General features: G+C 61.5%; 14 protein-coding genes. 7 read left to right on the top strand and 7 right to left on the bottom strand.

All coding sequences use genetic code 11. The features are described from left to right. Positions 1-10: 10 nt before the first annotated feature. The 3 genes from dnaN to gyrB are packed head-to-tail and all read left to right on the top strand — an operon-like array spanning position 11 to position 4,610. Entirely contained in the window at positions 11-1,111 is a 1,101-nt protein-coding gene (gene dnaN / locus BUC04_RS22085; RefSeq protein WP_067665148.1) for a DNA polymerase III subunit beta, read from the top strand. Beyond that, on the top strand, positions 1,111-2,178 hold the full coding sequence (gene recF / locus BUC04_RS22080; RefSeq protein ID WP_067665145.1) for a DNA replication/repair protein RecF: 1,068 nt from the start codon (positions 1,111-1,113) through the stop codon (positions 2,176-2,178). Before dnaN ends, recF begins: the two co-directional genes overlap by 1 nt. Positions 2,179-2,192: 14 nt before the next feature. Beyond that, positions 2,193-4,610, top strand: a complete 2,418-nt coding sequence (gene gyrB, locus BUC04_RS22075) for a DNA topoisomerase (ATP-hydrolyzing) subunit B (RefSeq protein ID WP_067665142.1) — start codon at positions 2,193-2,195, stop codon at positions 4,608-4,610. 493 nt (positions 4,611-5,103) lie between these two features. Here the strand turns inward: gyrB and BUC04_RS22070 are convergent, their stop codons facing one another. From BUC04_RS22070 to glyQ, 3 genes are all read right to left on the bottom strand, one after another. Further along, positions 5,104-6,141: a GMP reductase gene (locus tag BUC04_RS22070; protein WP_067665140.1), complete on the bottom strand. Its 1,038-nt coding sequence runs from the start codon at positions 6,139-6,141 to the stop codon at positions 5,104-5,106. 378 nt (positions 6,142-6,519) lie between these two features. Continuing rightward, positions 6,520-8,613 (bottom strand): glycine--tRNA ligase subunit beta, encoded by a 2,094-nt coding sequence (glyS, locus tag BUC04_RS22065; protein WP_067665138.1) that lies wholly within the window; start codon positions 8,611-8,613, stop codon positions 6,520-6,522. A gap of 7 nt (positions 8,614-8,620) precedes the next feature. Then, positions 8,621-9,532: a glycine--tRNA ligase subunit alpha gene (gene glyQ, locus BUC04_RS22060; protein WP_067665137.1), complete on the bottom strand. Its 912-nt coding sequence runs from the start codon at positions 9,530-9,532 to the stop codon at positions 8,621-8,623. Between the two features lie 125 nt (positions 9,533-9,657). On the opposite strand from glyQ, the gene BUC04_RS22055 reads away from it, so the two are divergent. After that, the gene (locus BUC04_RS22055) at positions 9,658-10,227 is read left to right on the top strand and encodes a DNA-3-methyladenine glycosylase I (protein ID WP_067665134.1); all 570 of its coding nucleotides are present in this window, start codon (positions 9,658-9,660) and stop codon (positions 10,225-10,227) included. Between the two features lie 60 nt (positions 10,228-10,287). Here BUC04_RS22055 and BUC04_RS22050 read toward each other — a convergent pair whose 3' ends face one another. The 4 genes from BUC04_RS22050 to fadB all read right to left on the bottom strand — a co-directional run bounded on the left by BUC04_RS22050 (position 10,288) and on the right by fadB (position 17,316). Beyond that, positions 10,288-13,479, bottom strand: coding sequence for an amidohydrolase family protein (locus BUC04_RS22050; RefSeq protein ID WP_067665131.1), 3,192 nt, complete (start codon positions 13,477-13,479; stop codon positions 10,288-10,290). Positions 13,480-13,597: 118 nt separating this feature from the next. Then, entirely contained in the window at positions 13,598-13,843 is a 246-nt protein-coding gene (gene tusA, locus BUC04_RS22045) for a sulfurtransferase TusA (RefSeq protein WP_067665128.1), read from the bottom strand. Between the two features lie 146 nt (positions 13,844-13,989). Further along, the gene (gene fadA / locus BUC04_RS22040; protein ID WP_067665125.1) at positions 13,990-15,153 is read right to left on the bottom strand and encodes an acetyl-CoA C-acyltransferase FadA; all 1,164 of its coding nucleotides are present in this window, start codon (positions 15,151-15,153) and stop codon (positions 13,990-13,992) included. Positions 15,154-15,165: 12 nt separating this feature from the next. After that, the gene (gene fadB, locus BUC04_RS22035) at positions 15,166-17,316 is read right to left on the bottom strand and encodes a fatty acid oxidation complex subunit alpha FadB (RefSeq protein ID WP_067665122.1); all 2,151 of its coding nucleotides are present in this window, start codon (positions 17,314-17,316) and stop codon (positions 15,166-15,168) included. Between the two features lie 183 nt (positions 17,317-17,499). Between fadB and pepQ the strand changes: the two genes are divergently transcribed. The 3 genes from pepQ (at position 17,500) to BUC04_RS22020 (ending at position 20,988) form a co-directional block, all read left to right on the top strand. Further along, positions 17,500-18,813, top strand: a complete 1,314-nt coding sequence (gene pepQ / locus BUC04_RS22030; protein ID WP_067665119.1) for a Xaa-Pro dipeptidase — start codon at positions 17,500-17,502, stop codon at positions 18,811-18,813. Further along, complete coding sequence (locus BUC04_RS22025) at positions 18,814-19,434, top strand: YigZ family protein (protein WP_067665116.1); 621 nt, start codon at positions 18,814-18,816, stop codon at positions 19,432-19,434. 96 nt (positions 19,435-19,530) lie between these two features. Beyond that, positions 19,531-20,988, top strand: a complete 1,458-nt coding sequence (locus BUC04_RS22020) for a TrkH family potassium uptake protein (RefSeq protein WP_067665113.1) — start codon at positions 19,531-19,533, stop codon at positions 20,986-20,988. Positions 20,989-20,998 lie beyond the last annotated feature (10 nt).

The following is a 20,998-nucleotide window of genomic DNA, read 5'->3' as shown; positions in this document are numbered from 1 at the left end:
GTAACCCTGCATGCTATTTACCATCTCCCGGGACGCGTTGTTCAAGCCCCTGCAACTGGTTTCCGGCGCCGTCGAGCGTCGCCATAACCTGCCGATCCTGGCTAATGTGCTGCTGGACGTGAACGGCGATCTGCTCAAGATCACCGGCACCGATCTGGAGGTGGAGCTGGTGGGGCAGGTGCAACTGGAGGGCGAGGTTCGCCCCGGTCGTACCACAGTGCCGGCACGCAAGTTCCTGGATATCTGTAAGAGCCTGCCGGACAGCAGCGAGATCCGCATCGAACAGCAGGACAACCGCCTGTTGATCCGCTCCGGTCGCAGCCGCTTCTCGCTGGCCACCCTGCCGGCGGAGGAGTTTCCGGATATTGGCGACTGGCAGGGCGACCTGCAGTTCACCCTGGCCCAGGGGGTGCTGAAGTCGCTGATCGAGGCGACCCAGTTCTCCATGGCCCACCAGGATGTACGCTACTACCTCAATGGCATGCTGTTTGAGACCGAGGGGCAGGTGTTGCGCACCGTCTCCACCGATGGCCACCGTCTGGCAGTGAGCCACCGCACCCTGGATATGGACCTGCCACAAAAGCAGGTGATCGTCCCGCGTAAAGGGGTGGTGGAGCTGGCCCGTCTGTTCGAGGATGAGGCCGCTGAGATCACCCTGTGCATCGGCGACTCCAGCATCCGTGCCGTCACCAAGGACGCCATCTTTACCTCCAAGCTGGTGGACGGCCGCTTCCCGGATTACCGCCGGGTACTGCCCAAGGACGGTGACAAGACCGTGGTGGCCGAGCGCGAATTGCTCCGCCAGGCCTTTGCCCGCGCCTCCATCCTCTCCAACGAGAAGTTTCGCGGGGTGCGGCTGCTGCTGGAAAGCGACAAGCTGACCATCACCGCCAACAACCCGGAGCAGGAGGAGGCGGAGGAGGTGATGGACCTGGAGTACGGCTACGACGTGCTGGAGATCGGTTTCAACGTCTCCTACGTGCTGGATGTGCTCAATGCGCTGAAAGAGGAGCGGGTGAAGATCAGCCTGGGGGGCCCCAACTCCAGTGCCCTGTTTGAGAACAGCGACAACGAAGAGTCGATGTACGTGGTTATGCCCATGCGTCTCTGATGGCCCTCTCCCGACTTCAGATCCAGCACTTTCGCAATATTCAGTCCGCCAGTCTCGAACCGGCGGGCGGACTGAACCTGATCCACGGCGTCAATGGCAGCGGCAAGACCAGCGTGCTGGAGGCGATCTGGTTTCTTAGCGTGGGGCGCTCCTTTCGCACCCACCTGGCCCATCGCAGCATCGCCCACGACCAATCCCAGTTTACCCTCTTTACCCGCTTATCCGAGGGTGACCGGCTGGGGCTTCAGCGCCAGCGGGACGGCGACAACGACGTGCGCATCAATGGTGAGCGGCCGCAGCGGCTGTCTGATCTTGCCGCGCTACTGCCGCTGCAACTGATTAGCCCGGAGAGCTTCGCCCTGTTGTTGGATGGGCCCAAGGCCCGGCGGGAATTCATCGACTGGGGGGCGTTTCATTCCGACCCTCAGTTCATTGGCGTCTGGAGTCGATACCGGCGGCTGCTGAAGCAGCGAAACCAACTATTACGTCAACAGGCGCCGGCCCGGCAGATCGCAATCTGGGACCAGCAGATGGCCCACTATGGCCAGTGGCTGACCGAGCGCCGAAGTCGTTGGGTAAATTCGTTAAATGGCGCGTTGGAGGGTATAATAAGGCAGTTTTTGCCCGACGTACCGATCCAGGTCAGTTTTAGCCAGGGATGGGATACAAAAACTGAACTAGAACAGCTACTTCAACAGAGTTTGGAGCGGGACGTTCAACTGGGTTACACGGTATCAGGGCCCCACAAGGCTGACCTGCGTTTGCGGGTCGATAAACTGCCGGCACAAGACAACCTCTCACGGGGGCAATTGAAGCTTCTGGTCTGCGCTTTGAAGATTGCGCAGGGGGTGGTGTTGGGCCAACAGCAGCAGCGACGCTGCGTCTACCTGGTGGATGACCTGGCCTCCGAACTGGACCAGGGACGTCGAACCTTGCTGCTGGAACAGTTGCAGCAAACCGGTAACCAGGTGTTTGTGACGGCCATTGAGCCAGAGCAGTTGGCCATGGTGCGATGGGACAAGAAGTTCCACGTGGAACATGGTCGGATTACGGAACAAGCAGATTAATCAGAGACAGGCGAATGGCAGAAAACAGCTACGATTCCTCGAGTATTAAGGTACTGAAAGGCCTCGATGCGGTACGAAAGCGTCCAGGCATGTACATCGGGGACACCGATGATGGCACCGGCCTGCACCACATGGTGTTCGAGGTCGTGGATAACTCCATCGATGAAGCCCTGGCCGGTTACTGTAATGACATCGTGATCACCATCCACTCCGACGGCTCCCTGTCGGTCAAGGATGATGGTCGTGGTGTACCGGTAGATATCCACCCGGAGGAGGGCGTGTCCGCCGCCGAGGTGATCATGACCGTACTGCACGCCGGCGGTAAGTTTGACGACAACTCCTACAAGGTGTCCGGTGGTCTGCACGGTGTGGGTGTGTCGGTGGTGAACGCCCTGTCCGATAAACTGGAACTGACCATCCGTCGTCAGGGCCACGTGCACGAGCAAACCTATCACCTGGGAGAGCCGGAAGCGCCGCTTAAGGTGGTGGGGGATACCGACAAGACCGGTACCAGCATCCGCTTCTGGCCCAGCCCGACCATCTTCTCCGACGTGACCTTCCACTACGATATCCTGGCGAAGCGGGTGCGTGAGTTGAGCTTCCTCAACTCCGGTGTCTCCATTCGCCTGGTGGATGAGCGTGACGGTAAAGAGGAGCACTTCTGCTACGAGGGTGGCATCCAGGCGTTTGTGGATTTCCTCAACACCAACAAGACCGCCATCAACCAAAACATCTTCTACTTCAACAGCGAGCGGGAAGATGGCACGGCGGTCGAGATCGCCATGCAGTGGAATGACGGCTTCCAGGAAAACATCTACTGCTTCACCAACAACATCCCTCAGCGGGATGGCGGTACCCACCTGGCGGGTTTCCGCGCCTCCCTGACCCGGACCTTGAACAACTACATGGACAAGGAGGGCTACAGCAAGAAAGCCAAGACCTCCGCCTCCGGTGACGATGCCCGTGAGGGTCTCACCGCGGTGATCTCCGTGAAGGTGCCGGATCCCAAGTTCTCCTCCCAGACCAAGGACAAGCTGGTCTCCTCCGAGGTGAAAGGGGCGGTAGAGCAGGCGATGGGTGAGAAGCTGGCCGAGTACCTGCTGGAGAACCCGGCGGAAGCCAAGATGGTGGTCAACAAGATCATCGACGCGGCCCGTGCCCGGGAAGCGGCCCGTAAGGCCCGTGAGATGACCCGCCGTAAAGGTGCGCTGGACCTGGCCGGTCTGCCGGGCAAACTGGCGGATTGCCAGGAGAAAGACCCGGGTCTGTCTGAACTCTACATTGTGGAGGGTGACTCTGCGGGCGGTTCCGCCAAGCAGGGCCGTAACCGTAAATACCAGGCCATCCTGCCGCTCAAGGGTAAGATCCTGAACGTGGAGAAGGCCCGCTTCGACAAGATGCTCTCCTCCCAGGAGGTGGCGACCCTGATCACTGCCCTGGGCTGTGGCATCGGTCGCGACGAGTACGATCCGGAGAAGACCCGCTACCACAACATCATCATCATGACCGATGCGGATGTGGACGGCTCCCACATCCGAACCCTGCTGCTGACCTTCTTCTACCGTCAGATGCCGGAGCTGATCGAACGTGGCTTTGTCTACATCGCCCAGCCGCCGCTGTACAAGGTGAAGAAGGGCAAGCAGGAGCGCTACATCAAGGATGAGGATGCCCTGACCGAGTACCTCACCACCTTGGCGCTGGATAACGCCGGCCTGCACATCAACACCGATGCACCGGGTATCGCCGGTGAGCAGTTGGAGCGCCTGGTACACCAGTTCCGTGAGGTGGAGGCCGTGGTGGCTCGTCAGAGCCGTCGCTTCCCCGAGTCCCTGCTGAAGCAGCTGATCTACACGCCGGCCATCACCGAGGCAGATCTGAAAGACAAGGCTGCCATCACCCAGTGGGCCGAAGGCCTGGTGGCAGCGCTGAACGATCAGGATCTGGAAGGGGCCAGCTACCGCTTCGATCTGGAAGAGGAATCCGAGCGTGACATGTGGCAGCCCAAGCTGATCCTGCGTCAGCACGGGGTAGAGTCCGAGTACGTTCTGACCTACGACTTCTTCCACTCCGGTGACTACGGCAAGGTGATCGCCCTGGGCGAAGCCCTGGCGGATCTGCTGGAAGAGGGCGCCTACATCCGTCGTGGTGAGCGCCGCTACCCGGTAAACAACTTCGAACAGGCACTGGAGTGGCTGATCAAGGAATCCAAGCGTGGCCTCTACATCCAGCGCTATAAGGGTCTGGGTGAGATGAACCCGGACCAGCTGTGGGAGACCACCATGGACCCGGATACCCGCCGTATGCTGCAGGTCACCATCGAGGATGCCATCGGTGCTGATCAACTGTTCAACACCCTGATGGGTGATCAGGTGGAACCCCGTCGCGAGTTCATCGAACGCAACGCACTGGCGGTGGCCAACCTGGACGTTTGATCGTTCTCCACATCAAAAGGGCAGCCCAAGGGCTGCCCTTTTTTGTTGCTCGTTTTCCCCAATGGGAGTCCCATGTTTCACGTGAAACATCAATGACAAACCTGGGTCCAGGTCAACACGGTGACCCTTCGAGGTATCGCAGCAAATTCCTTGTTCGGTGAGCAGCTAGTCGGCTGCGTCATCTTTGACTGAGCCAGAACAGTTGAAACTCCATCGGTTGGCGGAGTATCGGATTGTTATCGAGCCAAGCTGGCGACTGCGACGACGTCGCAGCTTGGGCTGACAAATCATCTATCTAGAAGCGGGCAATCCCTGGGTGGTATCGCGCAAACCGCAGCTATCGATTGCCAAGCAGACGAGCGCAAAATAAAGCGGTTAGACCCAGAGAGATGTTGGAATACTGTTGAGCAGAAAAAGGCGAGGGCTATTAAGCCTTCGCCTTTGAACAGTTGAGCTTGATGTTTCACGTGAAACATCAGGGGGCTGAGCAGGTTCAGCTGTAGATCCGGTTCTCCTGCTCCTGCACCCGGATGAAGGTGGTGCGCTTGGTCAGCTCCTTCAGCTTGGCGGCCCCCACGTAGGTGCAGGTAGAACGGACACCGCCGAGGATGTCCTGGACCGTGTTCTCTACCGCACCACGGAAGGGCACCAGCACTGTCTTACCCTCGGAGGCCCGGTAGTTGGCGACCCCACCGGCGTGCTTATTCATCGCGGTGTCAGAGCTCATGCCGTAGAACTGCATCATCGGCTTGCCGTGCTTCTCCACCAGCTCGCCACCGCTCTCTTCGTGGCCGGCAAACATGCCGCCGATCATGACAAAGTCGGCACCACCACCAAAGGCCTTGGAGACATCACCGGCACTGGCACAGCCGCCATCGGACACGATCTGGCCGCCAAGGCCATGGGCGGAGTCTGCGCACTCAATCACGGCAGACAGTTGGGGGTAGCCCACCCCGGTCTTGACCCGAGTGGTACATACCGAGCCTGGACCGATCCCCACCTTGACGATGTCGGCGCCGCTGAGGATCAGCTCCTCCACCATCTCACCAGTGACCACGTTACCGGCCAGGATCACCTTAGTGGGGAAGGTCGCCCGCACCCGGCGAATAAAGTCGACGAAGGCCTGCTGGTAGCCGTTGGCCACATCCACGCAGATGAAGCGCAGCTGGGGGTGATTGGCGAACAGGGTCTCCAGCTTGGCAAAGTCGCTGTCGGAGGTGCCAGTGGAAACCATGATGTGTTGATAGATGCTGTCGGGTTGGGTCGCCAGCCACTGGGCCCACTCCTCGACGCTGTAGTGCTTGTGCAGGGCGGTCAGCATCTCGTGCTGCGCCAGGGCCTCGGCCATGGCAAAGGTGCCGACGGTGTCCATATTGGCCGCGATGACCGGTACCCCGGTCCATTCATCTTCGGCGTGCTTGAATTGGAAGGTACGGCGGATATCCACCTCGGAGCGGCTCTTAAGGGTGGAGCGTTTGGGGCGAAACAGGACGTCTTTGAATCCCAGTTTGATGTCAGCTTCAATGTGCATGGTCTTTCCCGATCTACAACAGAGTTCATGAGAAGCGGGTCGACTGGAAGGGGAGCAACCAGCACAAACCCGCCAGAAATTAGCGTGCGCACCGGTTTTGGGCATTATAGGCAGTTCCATCCGAGAGCCAATCATTTTCGCTTAAACATCAATTCCCGAAATCAGGACAATCCAGAGGGTCACGGCGCGCTGGATCTGCGATATTCTGTCTGGAATACCTGAAAGTCACGTCCACAGCGAACGCATGCGGAGAAAGTGATTGGCGAGATATCGTCGCCCCGGTTTCCCTCCAGGTGTGTTCCGTTCTGCCATCGGCATTTGGAAGCAATAAAAAAGGCCACCTTCGCGGTGGCCTTTTTGCGTTTTCGATGCAGTGTGTTACTGCTGCAGCAGGGAGATATCCCCCACCTGCATGAACAGGCTGCGCAGTTGCTTGAGCAGGGCCTGGCGGTTGGCACGCAGGGCCGGATCCTCGGCGTTCACCATCACGTTATCGAAGAACTGGTCGACCGACTCACGCAGCTCGGCCAGCTTCACCAGGCCAGCCTGGTAGTCGCCATTGGCGTAGAGCGGGGTGATGGCCTGGGCTACCTCGGACAGCTTGGTGGCCAGTGCCTTCTCGGCATCCTCCTGCAGCAGGCCGGCATCGACGCTGTCGGCAATCTCGCCGTCAACCTTGGCCAGGATATTACCCACACGCTTGTTGGCCGCTGCCAGGGCTTCTGCGGCGTCGAGGGAGCGGAAGTGCTGCATCGCCTTGACCCGTTGATCGAAGTCCAACGGACGGGTGGGGCGCAGGGCCAGTACCGCCTGGATCACGTCGGCGGGGAAGCCGGCTTCCTGGTACCAGGCGCGGAAGCGCGCCAGCATGAAGTCGACCACCTGGTCACACACCTGCACGGCGTGCTTGGGGTCATTCTCCAGCTTGCCCTGCTCGGCGAACAGGCTGTAGCTGTAGGCAGCCAGGTCGAACAGGTCCAGCGGCAGCTCTTTCTCTACCGCGATACGCAGTACACCGATGGCGGCACGACGCAACGCGAAGGGGTCGCGGTCTGCCTTGGGCGGCTGGCCGATGCCAAAGATCCCCACCAGGGAATCCATCTTGTCGGCGATGGCCAGTGCCTGGGCGACGCCGCTGCCGGGCAGCTCGTCACCGGCGTAGCGCGGCTGGTACTGCTCGTTCAGGGCCACAGCGACCTCTTCCGCTTCACCATCGTGGCGAGCGTAGTGCATGCCCATGATCCCCTGGGTGTCAGTAAACTCGAACACCATGTTGGTCATCAGGTCACACTTGGACAACAGACCGGCGCGGGAGGCGTGCTCCTCGTTGGCACCGATCAGCTTGGCCACGTGGGCGGCCATGCCCTGGATCCGGTCGGTCTTGTCCTTCAGCGTGCCCAGCTGCTTCTGGAACAGCACGCTCTCAAGACGCGGCAGCTGGTCGATCAGCTTCTGCTTCTTGTCGGTGTTAAAGAAGAACTCGGCGTCGGCCAGGCGAGGCCGTACCACCTTCTCGTTGCCCTCGATCACCTGGCGGGGATCCTTGGACTCGATGTTGGAGACAAAGATGAACTTGGGCAGCAGTTTGCCGTCGGCATCGTAAACCGGGAAGTACTTCTGGTCGCCTTTCATGGTGTAGACCAGGGCTTCGGCGGGCACCTTGAGGAACTCCGGCTCGAACTCGGCGATCAGTACGACAGGCCACTCGACCAGGGAGGTCACCTCCTCCAGCAGCTCGTCGTCCATATCGGCGATGCCGCCGATCTCCGCCGCAGCGGCTTCCAGATCGGTCTTGATCTTGGCCTTACGGGCCTCGTAGTCGGCGACCACGTAGTTGCCGTCCAGCAGGCACTGCGGATACTGTTCAGCAGAATCGATAGTGAGTGTTTGCTCACCCATGAAGCGGTGGCCCTGCAGGGTGGTGCCGCTTTGTACCCCCAGGATAGTGGCGTCAATGGACTCACTGCCAAACAGCAGGGTGACGGTTTTCACCGGGCGGATAAACTGAGTGTCGTAGTCGCCCCAACGCATCGGCTTGGGGATAGGCAACCTGGCCAGGGCCTGGGCCACCAGCTCCGGCAGCAGGCTTTGGACCGGCTGACCCTTCACCTCGGCCTTGTGCAGCAGCCACTCGCCCTTGTCGGTGCTCAGGCGGCCGGCTTCGGCCACGGTAATACCGCAGCCACGGGCCCAGCCTTCGGCGGCCTTGGTGGGGTTACCATCGGCATCAAATGCCGCCTTGGTGGCCGGGCCACGCTTCTCGACGATCTTGTCCGGCTGGGCGGCGGCCAGATCAGCAACCTTGATGGCCAGACGACGGGGAGAGGCGAACCACTCCACCGCACCGTGAGGCAGCTCGGCCTTGTCCAGGCCCTCGGTCAGGTTGGCGGCAAAGGACTCTGCCAGGGTGCGCAGGGCTTTGGGCGGCAGCTCTTCGGTGCCGATCTCAACCAGGAATACTTGTTCGGTCATTGTTGTCTCACTGCTTCGGCTTGCACATGGGGAAGCCGAGGGCTTCACGGGAGGCGTAGTAGGCTTCGGCCACGGCCTTGGTCATGGTGCGAATGCGCAGGATGTAGCGCTGACGCTCGGTCACCGAGATCGCCTTGCGGGCATCCAGCAGGTTGAAGGCGTGGCCCGCATCCAGAATGCGCTCGTAGGCCGGCAGCGGCAGGGGCTTTTCCAGACCCAGCAGGTGTTGGCACTCCTTCTCGCACTGCTCGAAGTAGCCGAACAGGAAGTCCACGTCGGCGTGCTCGAAGTTGTAGGTGGATTGCTCGACCTCGTTCTGGTGGAACACATCACCGTAGGTGATGCGACCGAACGGCCCGTCGGCCCACACCAAGTCGTACACGCTGTCGACGCCCTGCACGTACATCGCCAGGCGCTCCAAGCCGTAGGTGATCTCGCCGGTTACCGGCTTACACTCCAGGCCGCCCACCTGCTGGAAGTAGGTGAACTGGGTCACCTCCATACCGTTGAGCCAAACTTCCCAGCCCAGACCCCAGGCACCCAGGGTCGGGTTCTCCCAGTTGTCTTCCACGAAGCGGATGTCATGAATCTCGGGATCCATGCCAATTGCCTTCAGTGAGCCCAGGTAGAGTTCCTGAATGTTGTCCGGAGAGGGCTTCATGATCACCTGGAACTGGTAGTAGTGCTGCAGGCGGTTGGGGTTTTCGCCATAGCGGCCGTCGGTGGGGCGACGGGACGGCTGGACGTAGGCAGCGGCAAAGGGCTCCGGGCCCAGTGCCCGCAGGCAGGTCAGCGGGTGGGAGGTGCCGGCGCCAACTTCCATATCCAGCGGCTGTACCACGGCACAGCCTTGCTGGGCCCAGTAGTCCTGCAGAGCCAGGATCAGGCCCTGGAAGGTTTGGGTATCGTACTTATGCATGGGATCTCACCTGAATGCGGTGTGGATTTCGGTAAATGGGGAGAATTATACCCTGTGGTCTGGGTCGAATGTAGGTTAAATTTTAACGTGGCCAGCCCGGTTAAGATCAGCAAGGAGAAAGGCTTATGGATTCGCAGCGCTGCCCCTGGTGCGGTACCGATCCCCAGTATGTGGCATACCATGATACCCAGTGGGGGCGGCCGGAGTATGACCCGCTGGCGCTGTTCGAGAAGCTTTGCCTCGATGGCCAGCAGGCGGGGTTATCCTGGCTCATTATCCTGCGCAAGACCGAGAGTTATCGCGCCGCCTTTGATGACTTTAACCCGGAGCTTATCGCCCAATACGACGAGGCCAAGGTCGAGCAGTTGCTACAGGACCCGGGCATCGTGCGCAATCGCCTGAAGGTGAACAGCATCATCAAGAATGCCCGGGCCTACCTGGCGCTACAGCAACAGGGGGTGGATTTCAGTGCCTTCTTGTGGGGTTTTGTCGGTGGGGCCCCCAAGGTGAACCAATGGCACAGCATGGCTGAGGTGCCGACCTCGACGCCGGAGTCGGATGCCATGAGCAAGGCGCTGAAGAAGGCGGGATTCAATTTCGTCGGTACTACCATCTGCTACGCCTTTATGCAGGCGGTGGGGATGGTGAACGACCACCTGGTGCAATGTCCCCAGCACCAGGAGTGCCAGCAATAGGCAGCGGCAAAAAACAAAACGGGCCCCATTGGGCCCGTTTTTTGTTGATGACGGTAGACGTTACAGCTTGGGGTTCTCGAAGAAGAACGCCTGGCGCTGGGCACCCTGGCCATCGATCCGGTTCATGGTCTCGGCGTCGTAGAGTCGGCCATTGACCATGGTGTGGCTGACCTGGTCGCTGACCCGGATGTTGTCCAGCGGGTTGCCGTCGATCACCACGATGTCCGCCAGTTTACCCTCGGTGATGGAGCCCAACTGGTGGTCCATGCCGAAGTGGATGGCCGGGTTGATGGTGGCGGTTTTCAACGCCTCCAGGTTGTTCATGCCGCCCTGGGCGAACATCCAGATCTCCCAGTGGGCGCCGAGCCCCTCACGCTGGCCATGGGCACCGATCTGGCTCTTCACCCCAAGTTGACCCACCTCTTTGGCGATGCGGGCCACGTTGAAGTGGTTGTAGTGCTCATCCGGTGCCGTCGGTCGACGCATCGAGCGGCTGCGCAGGATGTCCTGGGGCACGTAGCTGGAGAGGCGAGGGTGGTTCCACACCTCGGTCTTGTCGTACCAATAGTTCTCACCCCAGATCCCACCGTAGGCCACCACCAGGGTTGGGGTGTAGCCCACCTCGGTTTGCGACCAGAACTGCTGGATGTCGTCGTAGAGCGACGCCACCGGCAGGGCATGCTCGATGCCGGTGTGACCATCGGCGATCATGGTGAGGTTGTGCTGCAGCAGCGAGCCCCCCTCCGGTACCACCATCATCTCCAGCTCCCGAGCCGCGGCAATCACCTGCTGGCGCTGGTTACGGCGGGGCTGGTTGTAGCTCTTGACGCTGAACGCCCCCACCGCCTTGAGGCGGGACAGGTGGAACTTGGCGTCCTCCAGGCTGTCGATGTGGGCGGTGTAGCCCGGGCCGTCGGCACCGTAGAGGATGGTGCCGGTGGAGAAGATGCGTGGGCCGACGATCTCACCCGCTTTTTGCAGCTCACTGGCGGCAAACACTTGTGTGGTGTCATTGGAGGGATCGTGGATGCTGGTTACCCCCAGCGCCAGGCTGGCGTAGTTGATCCAGTTTTGCTGTGGGATGATCTCATCCTGCCCCTGGGCACCGTGGGCATGGGCATCGAACAGTCCGGGCATCAGGGTCTTGCCCTCGATGTTGATCACCTGGGCGCCCTTGGGCACGGCCACGTCCTGACCCACTGCGGTGATCTTGTTGCCCTCCACCACCACGGTGGCGTTCTCCAGCACCTGGTCACCCTCCATGGTGATCACTCGGCCACCGACAAAGGCCACGGTTCCACGTGGAACATCCGCCTGGGCCGGCAGGGTGATAGGCTGACGTTTGGCTTCCACCTCCAGGGATTGGCCCGGGGTGAACAAGCCATCCAGCTGCACCGTGAACAGCTCCGGTCCCAGGTTCCAGTAGAGGCTGGCGCTGTCACCGCTCCAGCTGATCTGCTCGCCGGCGCGCTCAGACAGTTGTTTCACAGGCAGGCCACCACCATTGGGGCCGATTTTGAGGGTGCCGCCGTGTTGGGCCATCGGGGTGATGAACACCTTGAAGCGCTCGGCAAAGGCCAGGTGCTCGCCATCCGGCGACACGTGGAACTCGGTGGCATGGTCCGAGGTGAAATGCACTCGCTCCTCGAAGCCATTGAGGCCGATGCTGGCCAGGGCGGGCTTGCCTTCATGGTAGGTGCTGAAGAACACCCGCTCACTGTCCTGGCCAAAGTGCGGCACGCTGCCACGTTTGCTGATCCGCTCTGGCTGTGCCTTCTTATCGGTCAGGTCTACCGCATACAGCCCCGGCTCCCGGTTCCAGGAGCGGGGGGTGATGTAGTAACCCTTGGTGCGACGGAACACCAGGGTCTCTCCGTCCGGGGAGAAGGCAGGCTCGATGTACTTGCCCGGCTCAGTGGTCACCACGGTGTCACGCTTGCGGCGCAGGTCCCGCACCACGACCTTGCCTTGCTCCTGGTCATTCCAACGGGTGTAGGCCAGTTTCTTGCCATCCCGGGAGAAGGTGGGGAACAGTTCGAAGTCGCCATCCTGCTTGGTCAGTCGCTGCGGTTTGCCGTCCGGCAGGGATTGGATCCAGATCTTACCCAGCGCCTCGAACACCAGCTGTTTGCCATCCGGAGACACCTGCATCTGACGCAGCATCTTGGCGTTGAATTCACTCTGGTCCAGGTCCTGGGCGTAGCGCACCGTCGGCTGTACCTGCTTCTCGGTCTGCACGTGGAAGGGGATGGTGCGGACGTTGCCGGAGACGACATCGAGGCGCTGGATCTGACCACCGGCCCAGAACACCAGGGCGCTGTTGTCGGGCGTCCAGCTCAGGGTGGGGTAGACACCGTGGATCGCCCAGGTCTCCTGCATGTCCCGGTCCAGGCGGTCATACAGCTTGCGCCGCTCCCCAGAGACCAGGTCATAGAGGTAGAGCGCACTTTGGAAGCCATCCCGGGCGACGTAGGCCAGGTAGCGACCGTCAGGGCTGGGGGTAGGGCGAATGGCACCACCGGTGCCCTCCAGCAGCACCTCGATCTCGCCGGTCTGGCGGTCGTAGCGCTTAATCTTGTAGATCCCCTTCACCGAGTCCTTGGAGTAGTGGAAGGTCTTGCCCGGGGTGGCGTCCTGGGAGAAGTAGATGTAGCGGCCATCCGGGGAGAAGGCCGGCTCGCCCAGGTCTTTCTGATCGTTCTCCCGGGTGGTGATCTTGATCCCTTCACCGCCACCCACGTGGTACATCCATACCTCACCGGCACCGAGGCTGCGGCGGGCGGTGTAGTGCTTACGGCCGATCAGGTATTGGCCGTCCGGGCTCCAGGCGGGGCTGTTGAGCAGACGGAAATTCTCGCTGGTGACCGGCTGGGGGTCGCTGCCATCCAGGTTGACGGTCCATAGGTTATCGCCACCGTCCTGGTCCGAGGTGAAGGCGATGCGTTTGCCGTCCGGACTGAAGGTGGGCTGCATGTGCCAGGCGATGCCCTTGACCAGGGGGGTAGCGTCACCACCGTCCATCGGCAGGGTGTAGATATCCCCCAGCAGATCGAACACCAGGGTTTTGCCATCCGGGCTGACGTCGACGTTCATCCAGGTGCCGCGCTGGACATCGATGCTGATGCTCTGCAGCGGGCCTTGCGGCTGATTAACGTTCCATTGCGGGGCGTCGGAGGTTTCTTCGCCGTAACCGGGCGAAGCCAGCAAACCGGCGATCACTACCGCCAGCGTCAAAGGTCGTCGCGTTAACATAATGGTCCCTGTTGTTATAGGTGTGCTCTGATTGCTCACCGGATAGTAACAACAGGGGGCGGCCGCCGGAAGAGTGGGGCCGTAACAAGGTGTTTGCTGATTGTACCGGGTGGGGCGCTTATCGGCCCTTGCGGATCACGTAGCGGTAGGGAGCATTGTCGGTCTCACTGGCCACCAGGGTGTGATCCATGAAACGACAGAAGCTGGGGATATCGCGGGTGGTGGAGGGATCGTCGGCGGTGACCAGCAGGGTTTCTCCCTCGGCCATCTTACGCACGGTTTTACGCACCATCATCACCGGCTCGGGACAGCGCAGACCCAAGGCATCCAGAGTGTGTTCAACGGTGGCAAACTGATCGGACATGGTGGTTCCCCTAACAACGGCAGGGCGCCAATCATACGCCCCTGTTAACCAGATTCAACCGCTGTGCATTTTTTGAGCTTAGCAAAGTGATCTCGGCAACAAAAAGGGGCACCCGAAGGTGCCCCTTATCTAGGTGGGATGGCGGATTAGACCCGCTCAAACACCGTGGCGATGCCCTGACCCAGACCGATACACATAGTGGCCAGGCCCAGGGTGGCGTCCTTGGACTCCATCAGGTTGATCAAGGTGGTGCTGATGCGGGCACCGGAGCAACCCAGCGGGTGGCCCAGGGCGATGGCACCGCCATTGAGGTTCACCTTCTCCTCCACCTGGTCCATCAGTCCCAGGTCCTTAACGCAGGGCAGGGACTGGGCGGCAAAGGCCTCATTCAGCTCAATCACATCGAGATCCTGTACCGTCAGACCGGCACGCTTCAGTGCCTTCTGGGTGGCCGGTACCGGGCCGTAGCCCATGATGGAGGGATCGCAGCCGGCGATGGCCATCGACTTGATGCGGGCGCGGATCGGTAAGCCCAGCGCCTTGGCCTTGGCTTCGCTCATCACCAGCATCGCTGCGGCGCCATCGGACAACGCGGAGCTGGTGCCTGCGGTCACGGTACCATTGACCGGGTCAAACACCGGGCGCAGACCCGCCAGGCTCTCCAGCGAGGTCTCCGGGCGGATCACCTCGTCGTCCTTCACCAGCAGCAGGTTGCCGTTGGCATCGTGACCCTCCAGCGGGGCGATCTCCTTGGCAAAGCGACCCTCCACCGTTGCCGCGTGGGCGCGTTGGTGGGAGCGTACGGCGAAGGCGTCCTGCTGGTCGCGGCCGATGCCATGCATCTTGCCCAGCATCTCGGCGGTCAGGCCCATCATCCCAGCGGCCTTGGCGACGTTGTTGGCCAAGCCCGGGTGGAAGTCGACGCCGTGGTTCATCGGCACATGGCCCATGTGTTCCACCCCACCGACGATGAAGGCGTCGCCGTCACCGGTCATGATGGCGCGGGCGGCGTCGTGGATCGCCTGCATGGAGGAGCCACACAGTCGGTTCACCGTCACTGCGCCGACGCTCTTGGGCAGTCCCGCCAGCAGTGCCGCGTTGCGGCCGACGTTAAAGCCCTGCTCCAGGGTCTGCTGTACACAGCCCCAGATCACGTCTTCCAGCTCGTTCGGGTCCAGTTGCGGGTTGCGCACCAGCAGCTGCTGCATCAGATGGGCGGACAGCGACTCGGCCCGCACATTGCGAAATACACCGCCCTTGGAGCGGCCCATCGGGGTGCGAATGCAATCAACAATTACAGCCTGATTCATAGTCATAGTCCCTTACTGTCCCTGATAGAAACGCTGGCCATCGGCGGCCATGGCGCGCAGTTTGTCGGTTACCTGGTAGAGCGGGCCCAGGTGAGCCAGGTCGTCGGCCATGGCGACGAAGCGGTCCAGGCCAAGGGTATCCAGGTAGCGGAACACCCCACCGCGGAACGGCGGGAAGCCCAGGCCGTACATCAGGGCCATATCGCCCTCTGCCGGGGTGGCGATGATCCCCTCCTCCAGGCAGCGCACGGTTTCGTTGATCATCGGCACCATGGTGCGGGCGATGATGGTTTCGGCATCCACTGCCTTGGCACTGCCGTAGGCCTGCGCCAGCTGGGCGATCAGCTCGGGATCGGCGCTCTTCTTCGGCTTGCCCTTGCGATCCGGGGCGTACTGGAAGAAGCCCTTGGCGTTCTTCTGGCCGTAGCGGTCCGCCTTGTAGAGCAGGTCGACCGGGTCGTTGTCCAGCTTGGCCATCCGCTCCGGGAAGCCCTCGGCCATCACGTCGATGCAGTGGTGGGCGGTGTCGATCCCCACCACATCGAGCAGGTAGGCCGGACCCATGGGCCAGCCAAACTGCTTGCTCATCACCTTGTCGATCAGCTGGAAGTCGATCCCTTCCTTGACCATCAGGCTGAAGCCCGCCAGGTAGGGGAACAGCACCCGGTTGACGAAGAAACCGGGGCAGTCGTTGACCACGATGGGGGTCTTGCCGATGCGGGCGGCGTAGGCTACCACCTTGGCGACGGTTTCATCCGAGGTCTTTTCACCGCGGATCACCTCCACCAGCGGCATGCGATGCACCGGGTTGAAGAAGTGCATGCCACAGAACTGCTCTGGGCGCTTCAGGTTCTCGGCCAACGAGGTGATGGAGATGGTGCTGGTGTTGGAGGTCAGCACCGCGTCCTCGCCGATGACCGCTTCGGTCTCGGCCAGTACCATGCCTTTCACCTTGGGGTTCTCCACCACCGCTTCCACCACCACATCGGCGTGGGCTACGGCGGGGTAATCCAGGGTGGGGACGATGTTGTTGAGCACGCCGGCCATGGCGGCCGGCTTGAGGCGACCGCGCTCAACCTGCTTACCCAGCAGCTTGGCCGCTTCGTTCAGCCCCAGCTCCAGTGCGGGTTGGGCGATGTCTTTCATCACCGCCGGTACGCCCTTGCTGGCGGACTGGTAGGCGATGCCACCGCCCATGATACCGGCACCCAGTACCGCGGCCTGCTTGACCGGGGTGCCCGCCTTGGCGGCTTTCTTGGCCAGGCCTTTGACGTACTGGTCATTGAGGAAGTTGCCGATCATGGCGCTGGCGGCGTCGGTCTTGGCCAGCTTAAGGAAGGCTTGGTGCTCGATCGCCAGGGCTTCAGCACGGTGGCAGCCGGCGGCTTGCTCGACCAGTGCCACCGCGGCATGCGGGGAGGGGTAATGGGGACCGGCTTTCATCGCCACCATGCCCTTGGCGGTGGTGAATGCCATGGTCGCCTCGATCTTGGACAGGTTCAGCGGTGCCTGTTTCTTGGCCCGGCGGGCCTGCCAGTCGATGTCGCCGTCGATGGCGCGCTTGACCAGGGCCACGGCGGCGCCATGCAGGTCGTCCTGCACCACCGCATCGATGGCACCCACGGCCAGGGCAGCTTCCGGTCTGTTGGGCTTACCCAGGGTCATCCACTCTAGCGCATTGTCGGCGCCGATCAGACGGGGCAGGCGCACGGTGCCGCCGAAGCCTGGGATCAGGCCCAACTGCACCTCGGGCAGGCCGATGCGGGCGGTGCTATCGGCGATGCGCAGATCACAGGCCAGGATCGCCTCACAGCCGCCACCCAGGGCGAAGCCATTCACCGCAGCCACGGTGGGGACCGGCAGATCTTCCAGCTTGTTGAAGGGGGCATTGGCCTGTTGCAGCCACTGCATCAGCTCCTCGTCGCTGCCAGCGAACAGGGCGGTGAACTCGGTGATGTCGGCACCAACGATGAAGGCCGGTTTAGCGCTGGTCAGCACCAGACCCTTGAGGTCGGCTTGCTGAGCCAGGGCATCCAGGGCCGCTTCAAACTGAGACAGGGTGGCACGGTCGAACTTATTGACCGAACCAGCAGCGTCGAAACACAGCTGCGCAATGCCCGGCTCCAGCCAGTCAACGCGCAGAGAAGCACTTTGATAAATCATGTCGTCGTCCTTAGTTAACCACGTCCGTGAGATCACATCCGGTTGATGGTGTTGTGACCAAGTGTGAAGTTCGTCACACCAAAAATCAACCGGTTTTTAAACGGCCGTTTGATTTGCCCTGACTGAACTCTTTTCCCCGGTGGTGGTACACTCTGGCCGTTGTAATCCACCAGCGAGGAAGCCATGGAAAGCCTAGCCCAGCATTACCCCGATCATCTCCGAACATTGCGACAGAGCGCTGATCGTTTATTGACACATCATCGGATCGACACCCTGGTGATCGACGCCGGTCAACCGCTGGGGATCTTCCTCGATGACATGGAGTACCCGTTCAAGGCCAACCCCCATTTCAAACACTGGGTTCCCCTGACCGCGCACCCCCACTGCTTTGTGATTGTGCGTCCGGGTGAAACGCCCACCTTGCTGTACTACCGTCCGGTGGATTTCTGGCACAAGGTGGCACCGGTGCCGACCGAAAGCTGGGTCGAGCATTGGAACCTGGTGCCCTATGCCGACCTGGCCGAACTGCCCAAGCTGGTGCCCACCGGCGAACGGGTGGCGTACATCGGTGCCCACCCGGAGCGGGCAGCCCAACTGGGTCTGTCGCTGGTTAATCCTCAGTCGTTGATCGACGGTTTCCATTTCCACCGCAGCCTGAAAAGCCGCTACGAGATCGAAGCGATGCGTCAGGCCAATGGACTGGCGGTAAAAGGCCACCAGGCGGCTCGTGACGCCTTTCTCCGGGGGGGCTCAGAGTTTGCCATTCAGCAGGCTTACCTCAGCGCGGTGGGGCAGGGTGAGAACGAGGTGCCCTACGGCAATATCATCGCCCTTAATGAACACAGCGCCATCCTGCACTACACCAAGCTGGAACGAGCCGCGCCGGCTGTGTCCCGCAGCTTCCTGATCGATGCCGGCGCCTCAGTGCACGGCTATGCCTCGGACATCACCCGCACCTACGCGGCGGATCCCGCCAGCCGCTTTGCCGAGCTGATTGCCGCCATGGACCAGCACGAGCAGGCGATCGTCGCCAAGTTGCAGCCCGGGGTGCGCTACACCGATCTGCACCTGGAGATGCACAGCCGGGTGGCGCAGCTGCTGACCCAGTTCGGCCTGGCCGAGGGCAGCACCGAGGCACTTGTGGCCAGTGGCGTTACCAAGGCGTTCTTCCCCCATGGCCTGGGTCACCCCATCGGCCTGCAGGTGCATGATGTTGCCGGCTTTATGCAGGACGAACAGGGCACTCACCTGGCGCCGCCGGAAGGGGTGACCCTGCGCTGCACCCGGGTGATGGAGGCCAACATGGTGATGACCATTGAGCCGGGCCTGTACGTGATAGATAGCCTGCTGGCGGACCTGAGCGATCAGGCCAAGGCGATGCTGCGTCACGACGGCATCGACTGGCTGCGCCCCTACGGCGGTGTGCGCATCGAAGACGATGTGGTGGTCGGCGTTGATGGCGTCGATAACCTGACCCGAAACCAGGGGCTGAGCTGAGTGAGTGAGGCGGGCTTCCCGGTGCCAGCCGCCGCGGTTGAGGTGGAGGAGGTGATCAAGCGCAGCCGCTTTATCACCCGGCTGGAGAAAGTGGCCGATGGCAAGGCGGCCCGCCAGTTCCACGCCCGAATGCGCGAGGCCCACCCCGAGGCGCGCCACCACTGCCTGGCCTTTGCAGCCGGACGGCCGGGTTGTACCCGGGACATCGGCGCCTCCGATGACGGCGAGCCCGCCGGTTCTGCCGGTCGCCCCATGCTCAATGTGGTGCTGGGCAGCGGTGTAGGCCAACTGGCGGCAGTGGTGATCCGCTACTCCGGCGGCATCAAGCTCGGGGTCGGGGGGCTGGTCCGGGCCTATGCCGGTGGCGTCAAGCAGGCGCTGGAGATGCTGGAGACCGAGCCTTTTGTGCCGATGCAGGCCGCCGAGCTGTTGTGCGACTACGGTGATATGCCGTTGGTATCCCACCTGCTACAGCGTCACGGCGGTGAGCTGGTGAGCCAGGACTACGGCGCCCAGATCCACCTCAGCCTGGCGTTGCCGATGGCCAGTATGAGCCAATTTGCCGATGAACTGGCCGATGGCAGCCGGGGACGGCTGCAGTTGGTCCGGCCCCAATCCTGAACATTCCGCGGCCTCCATCGGTAATGGGATCCCGCAATGGGTCACTTCCTGCACTGATTGGAGTATGCTAGCGGCAAAGTGACTAATAATTTCTTCATGGAATACCGCACATTATTCCGGATCATCGGCCTTTTGGTGATCCTGTTCAGTACCACCATGCTGCCACCGGCGCTGATCGCCGTCCTTTACAAGGACGGCGAGGGGATCGCCTTTGTCCAGGCGTTCGTGATCAGCCTGACCCTGGGCCTGCTGTTCTGGTATCCCAACCGACGGGCCAAGGCGGAGCTGCGTAACCGGGAGGGCTTCCTGGTGGTGGTGCTGTTCTGGACGGTACTGGGCTCCATCGGGGCACTGCCGCTGATGCTGTCGAGTGAGCCCAACCTGGGGGTCACCGACGCCATGTTTGAGTCGTTCTCGGCGCTGACCACCACCGGGGCCACGGTGATCACCGGGCTGGATGACCTGCCCAAGGCGATCCTGTTTTACCGACATCTGCTGCAGTGGCTTGGCGGCATGGGGATCATTGTTCTGGCGGTGGCGGTACTGCCGATGCTGGGGATCGGGGGGATGCAGCTGTATCGCTGTGAGACGCCGGGGCCGGTGAAAGACAACAAGATGACCCCGAGGATCGCCGAGACCGCCAAGGCGCTGTGGTACATCTACCTGACCATGACCATCGCCTGTGCCCTGGCTTATTACCTGGCGGGGATGAACAGCTTCGACGCCATTGGCCACGCCTTCTCGACCATCGCCATCGGTGGCTTCTCCAGCTACGACGCCAGCATGGGCCACTTCGACAGCCCGGTGATCAACCTGATCTGCGTGGTGTTCCTGCTGCTGTCGGCGATCAACTTCAGCCTGCACTTCACCGCCTTCAGCCGCCGTGGCATCAACTTGAGCACCTACTGGCGCGACGCCGAAGTGCGGATGTTCCTGATCCTGCAGCTGGCGCTGGTGGTGCTGGTGTTCCTGATCCTGATGAGCAACCAGATCTACGACTCGCCAGAGGCGGCGCTGGACAAGGCGCTGTTCCAGGCGGTGTCGATCTCAACCACCGCTGGCTTTGCCACCGAGAGCTTTGTCGCCTGGCCGCTGTTCTTGCCGATCTTGCTGATCTTCAGCAGCTTCGTCGGTGGCTGCGCCGGCTCCACCGGCGGCGGCATCAAGGTGGTGCGGATCACCCTGCTGACCATGCAGGGGCTGCGCGAACTCAAGCGCCTGATCCACCCCCGTGCGATGTTCTCCATTCGCCTCAACAACAAGGCGGTTGGCGACCGGGTGATTGACGCGGTATGGGGCTTCTTTGCCGCCTATTCGCTGGTGTTTGTGCTGATCATGGTCGCCTTATTGGCCACAGGGATGGACGACATCACCGCCTTCTCCGCCACCGCCGCGTCGCTCAATAACCTGGGCCCGGGGTTGGGAGATGTGGCGTCCCACTACGGCGACATCAACAGTACCGCCAAGTGGATCCTGGTGTTGGGGATGCTGTTCGGCCGACTGGAGATCTTTACGCTGCTGGTGCTGTTCACCCCGGCGTTTTGGAAGAATTAGGGAAGAGTCT

It is taken from the genome of Ferrimonas marina, assembly GCF_900129905.1.
Classification (GTDB): domain Bacteria; phylum Pseudomonadota; class Gammaproteobacteria; order Enterobacterales; family Shewanellaceae; genus Ferrimonas; species Ferrimonas marina.
The sequence above is the reverse complement of the archived record's forward strand: the minus strand, read 5'-3'. Positions and strand labels throughout refer to the sequence as shown.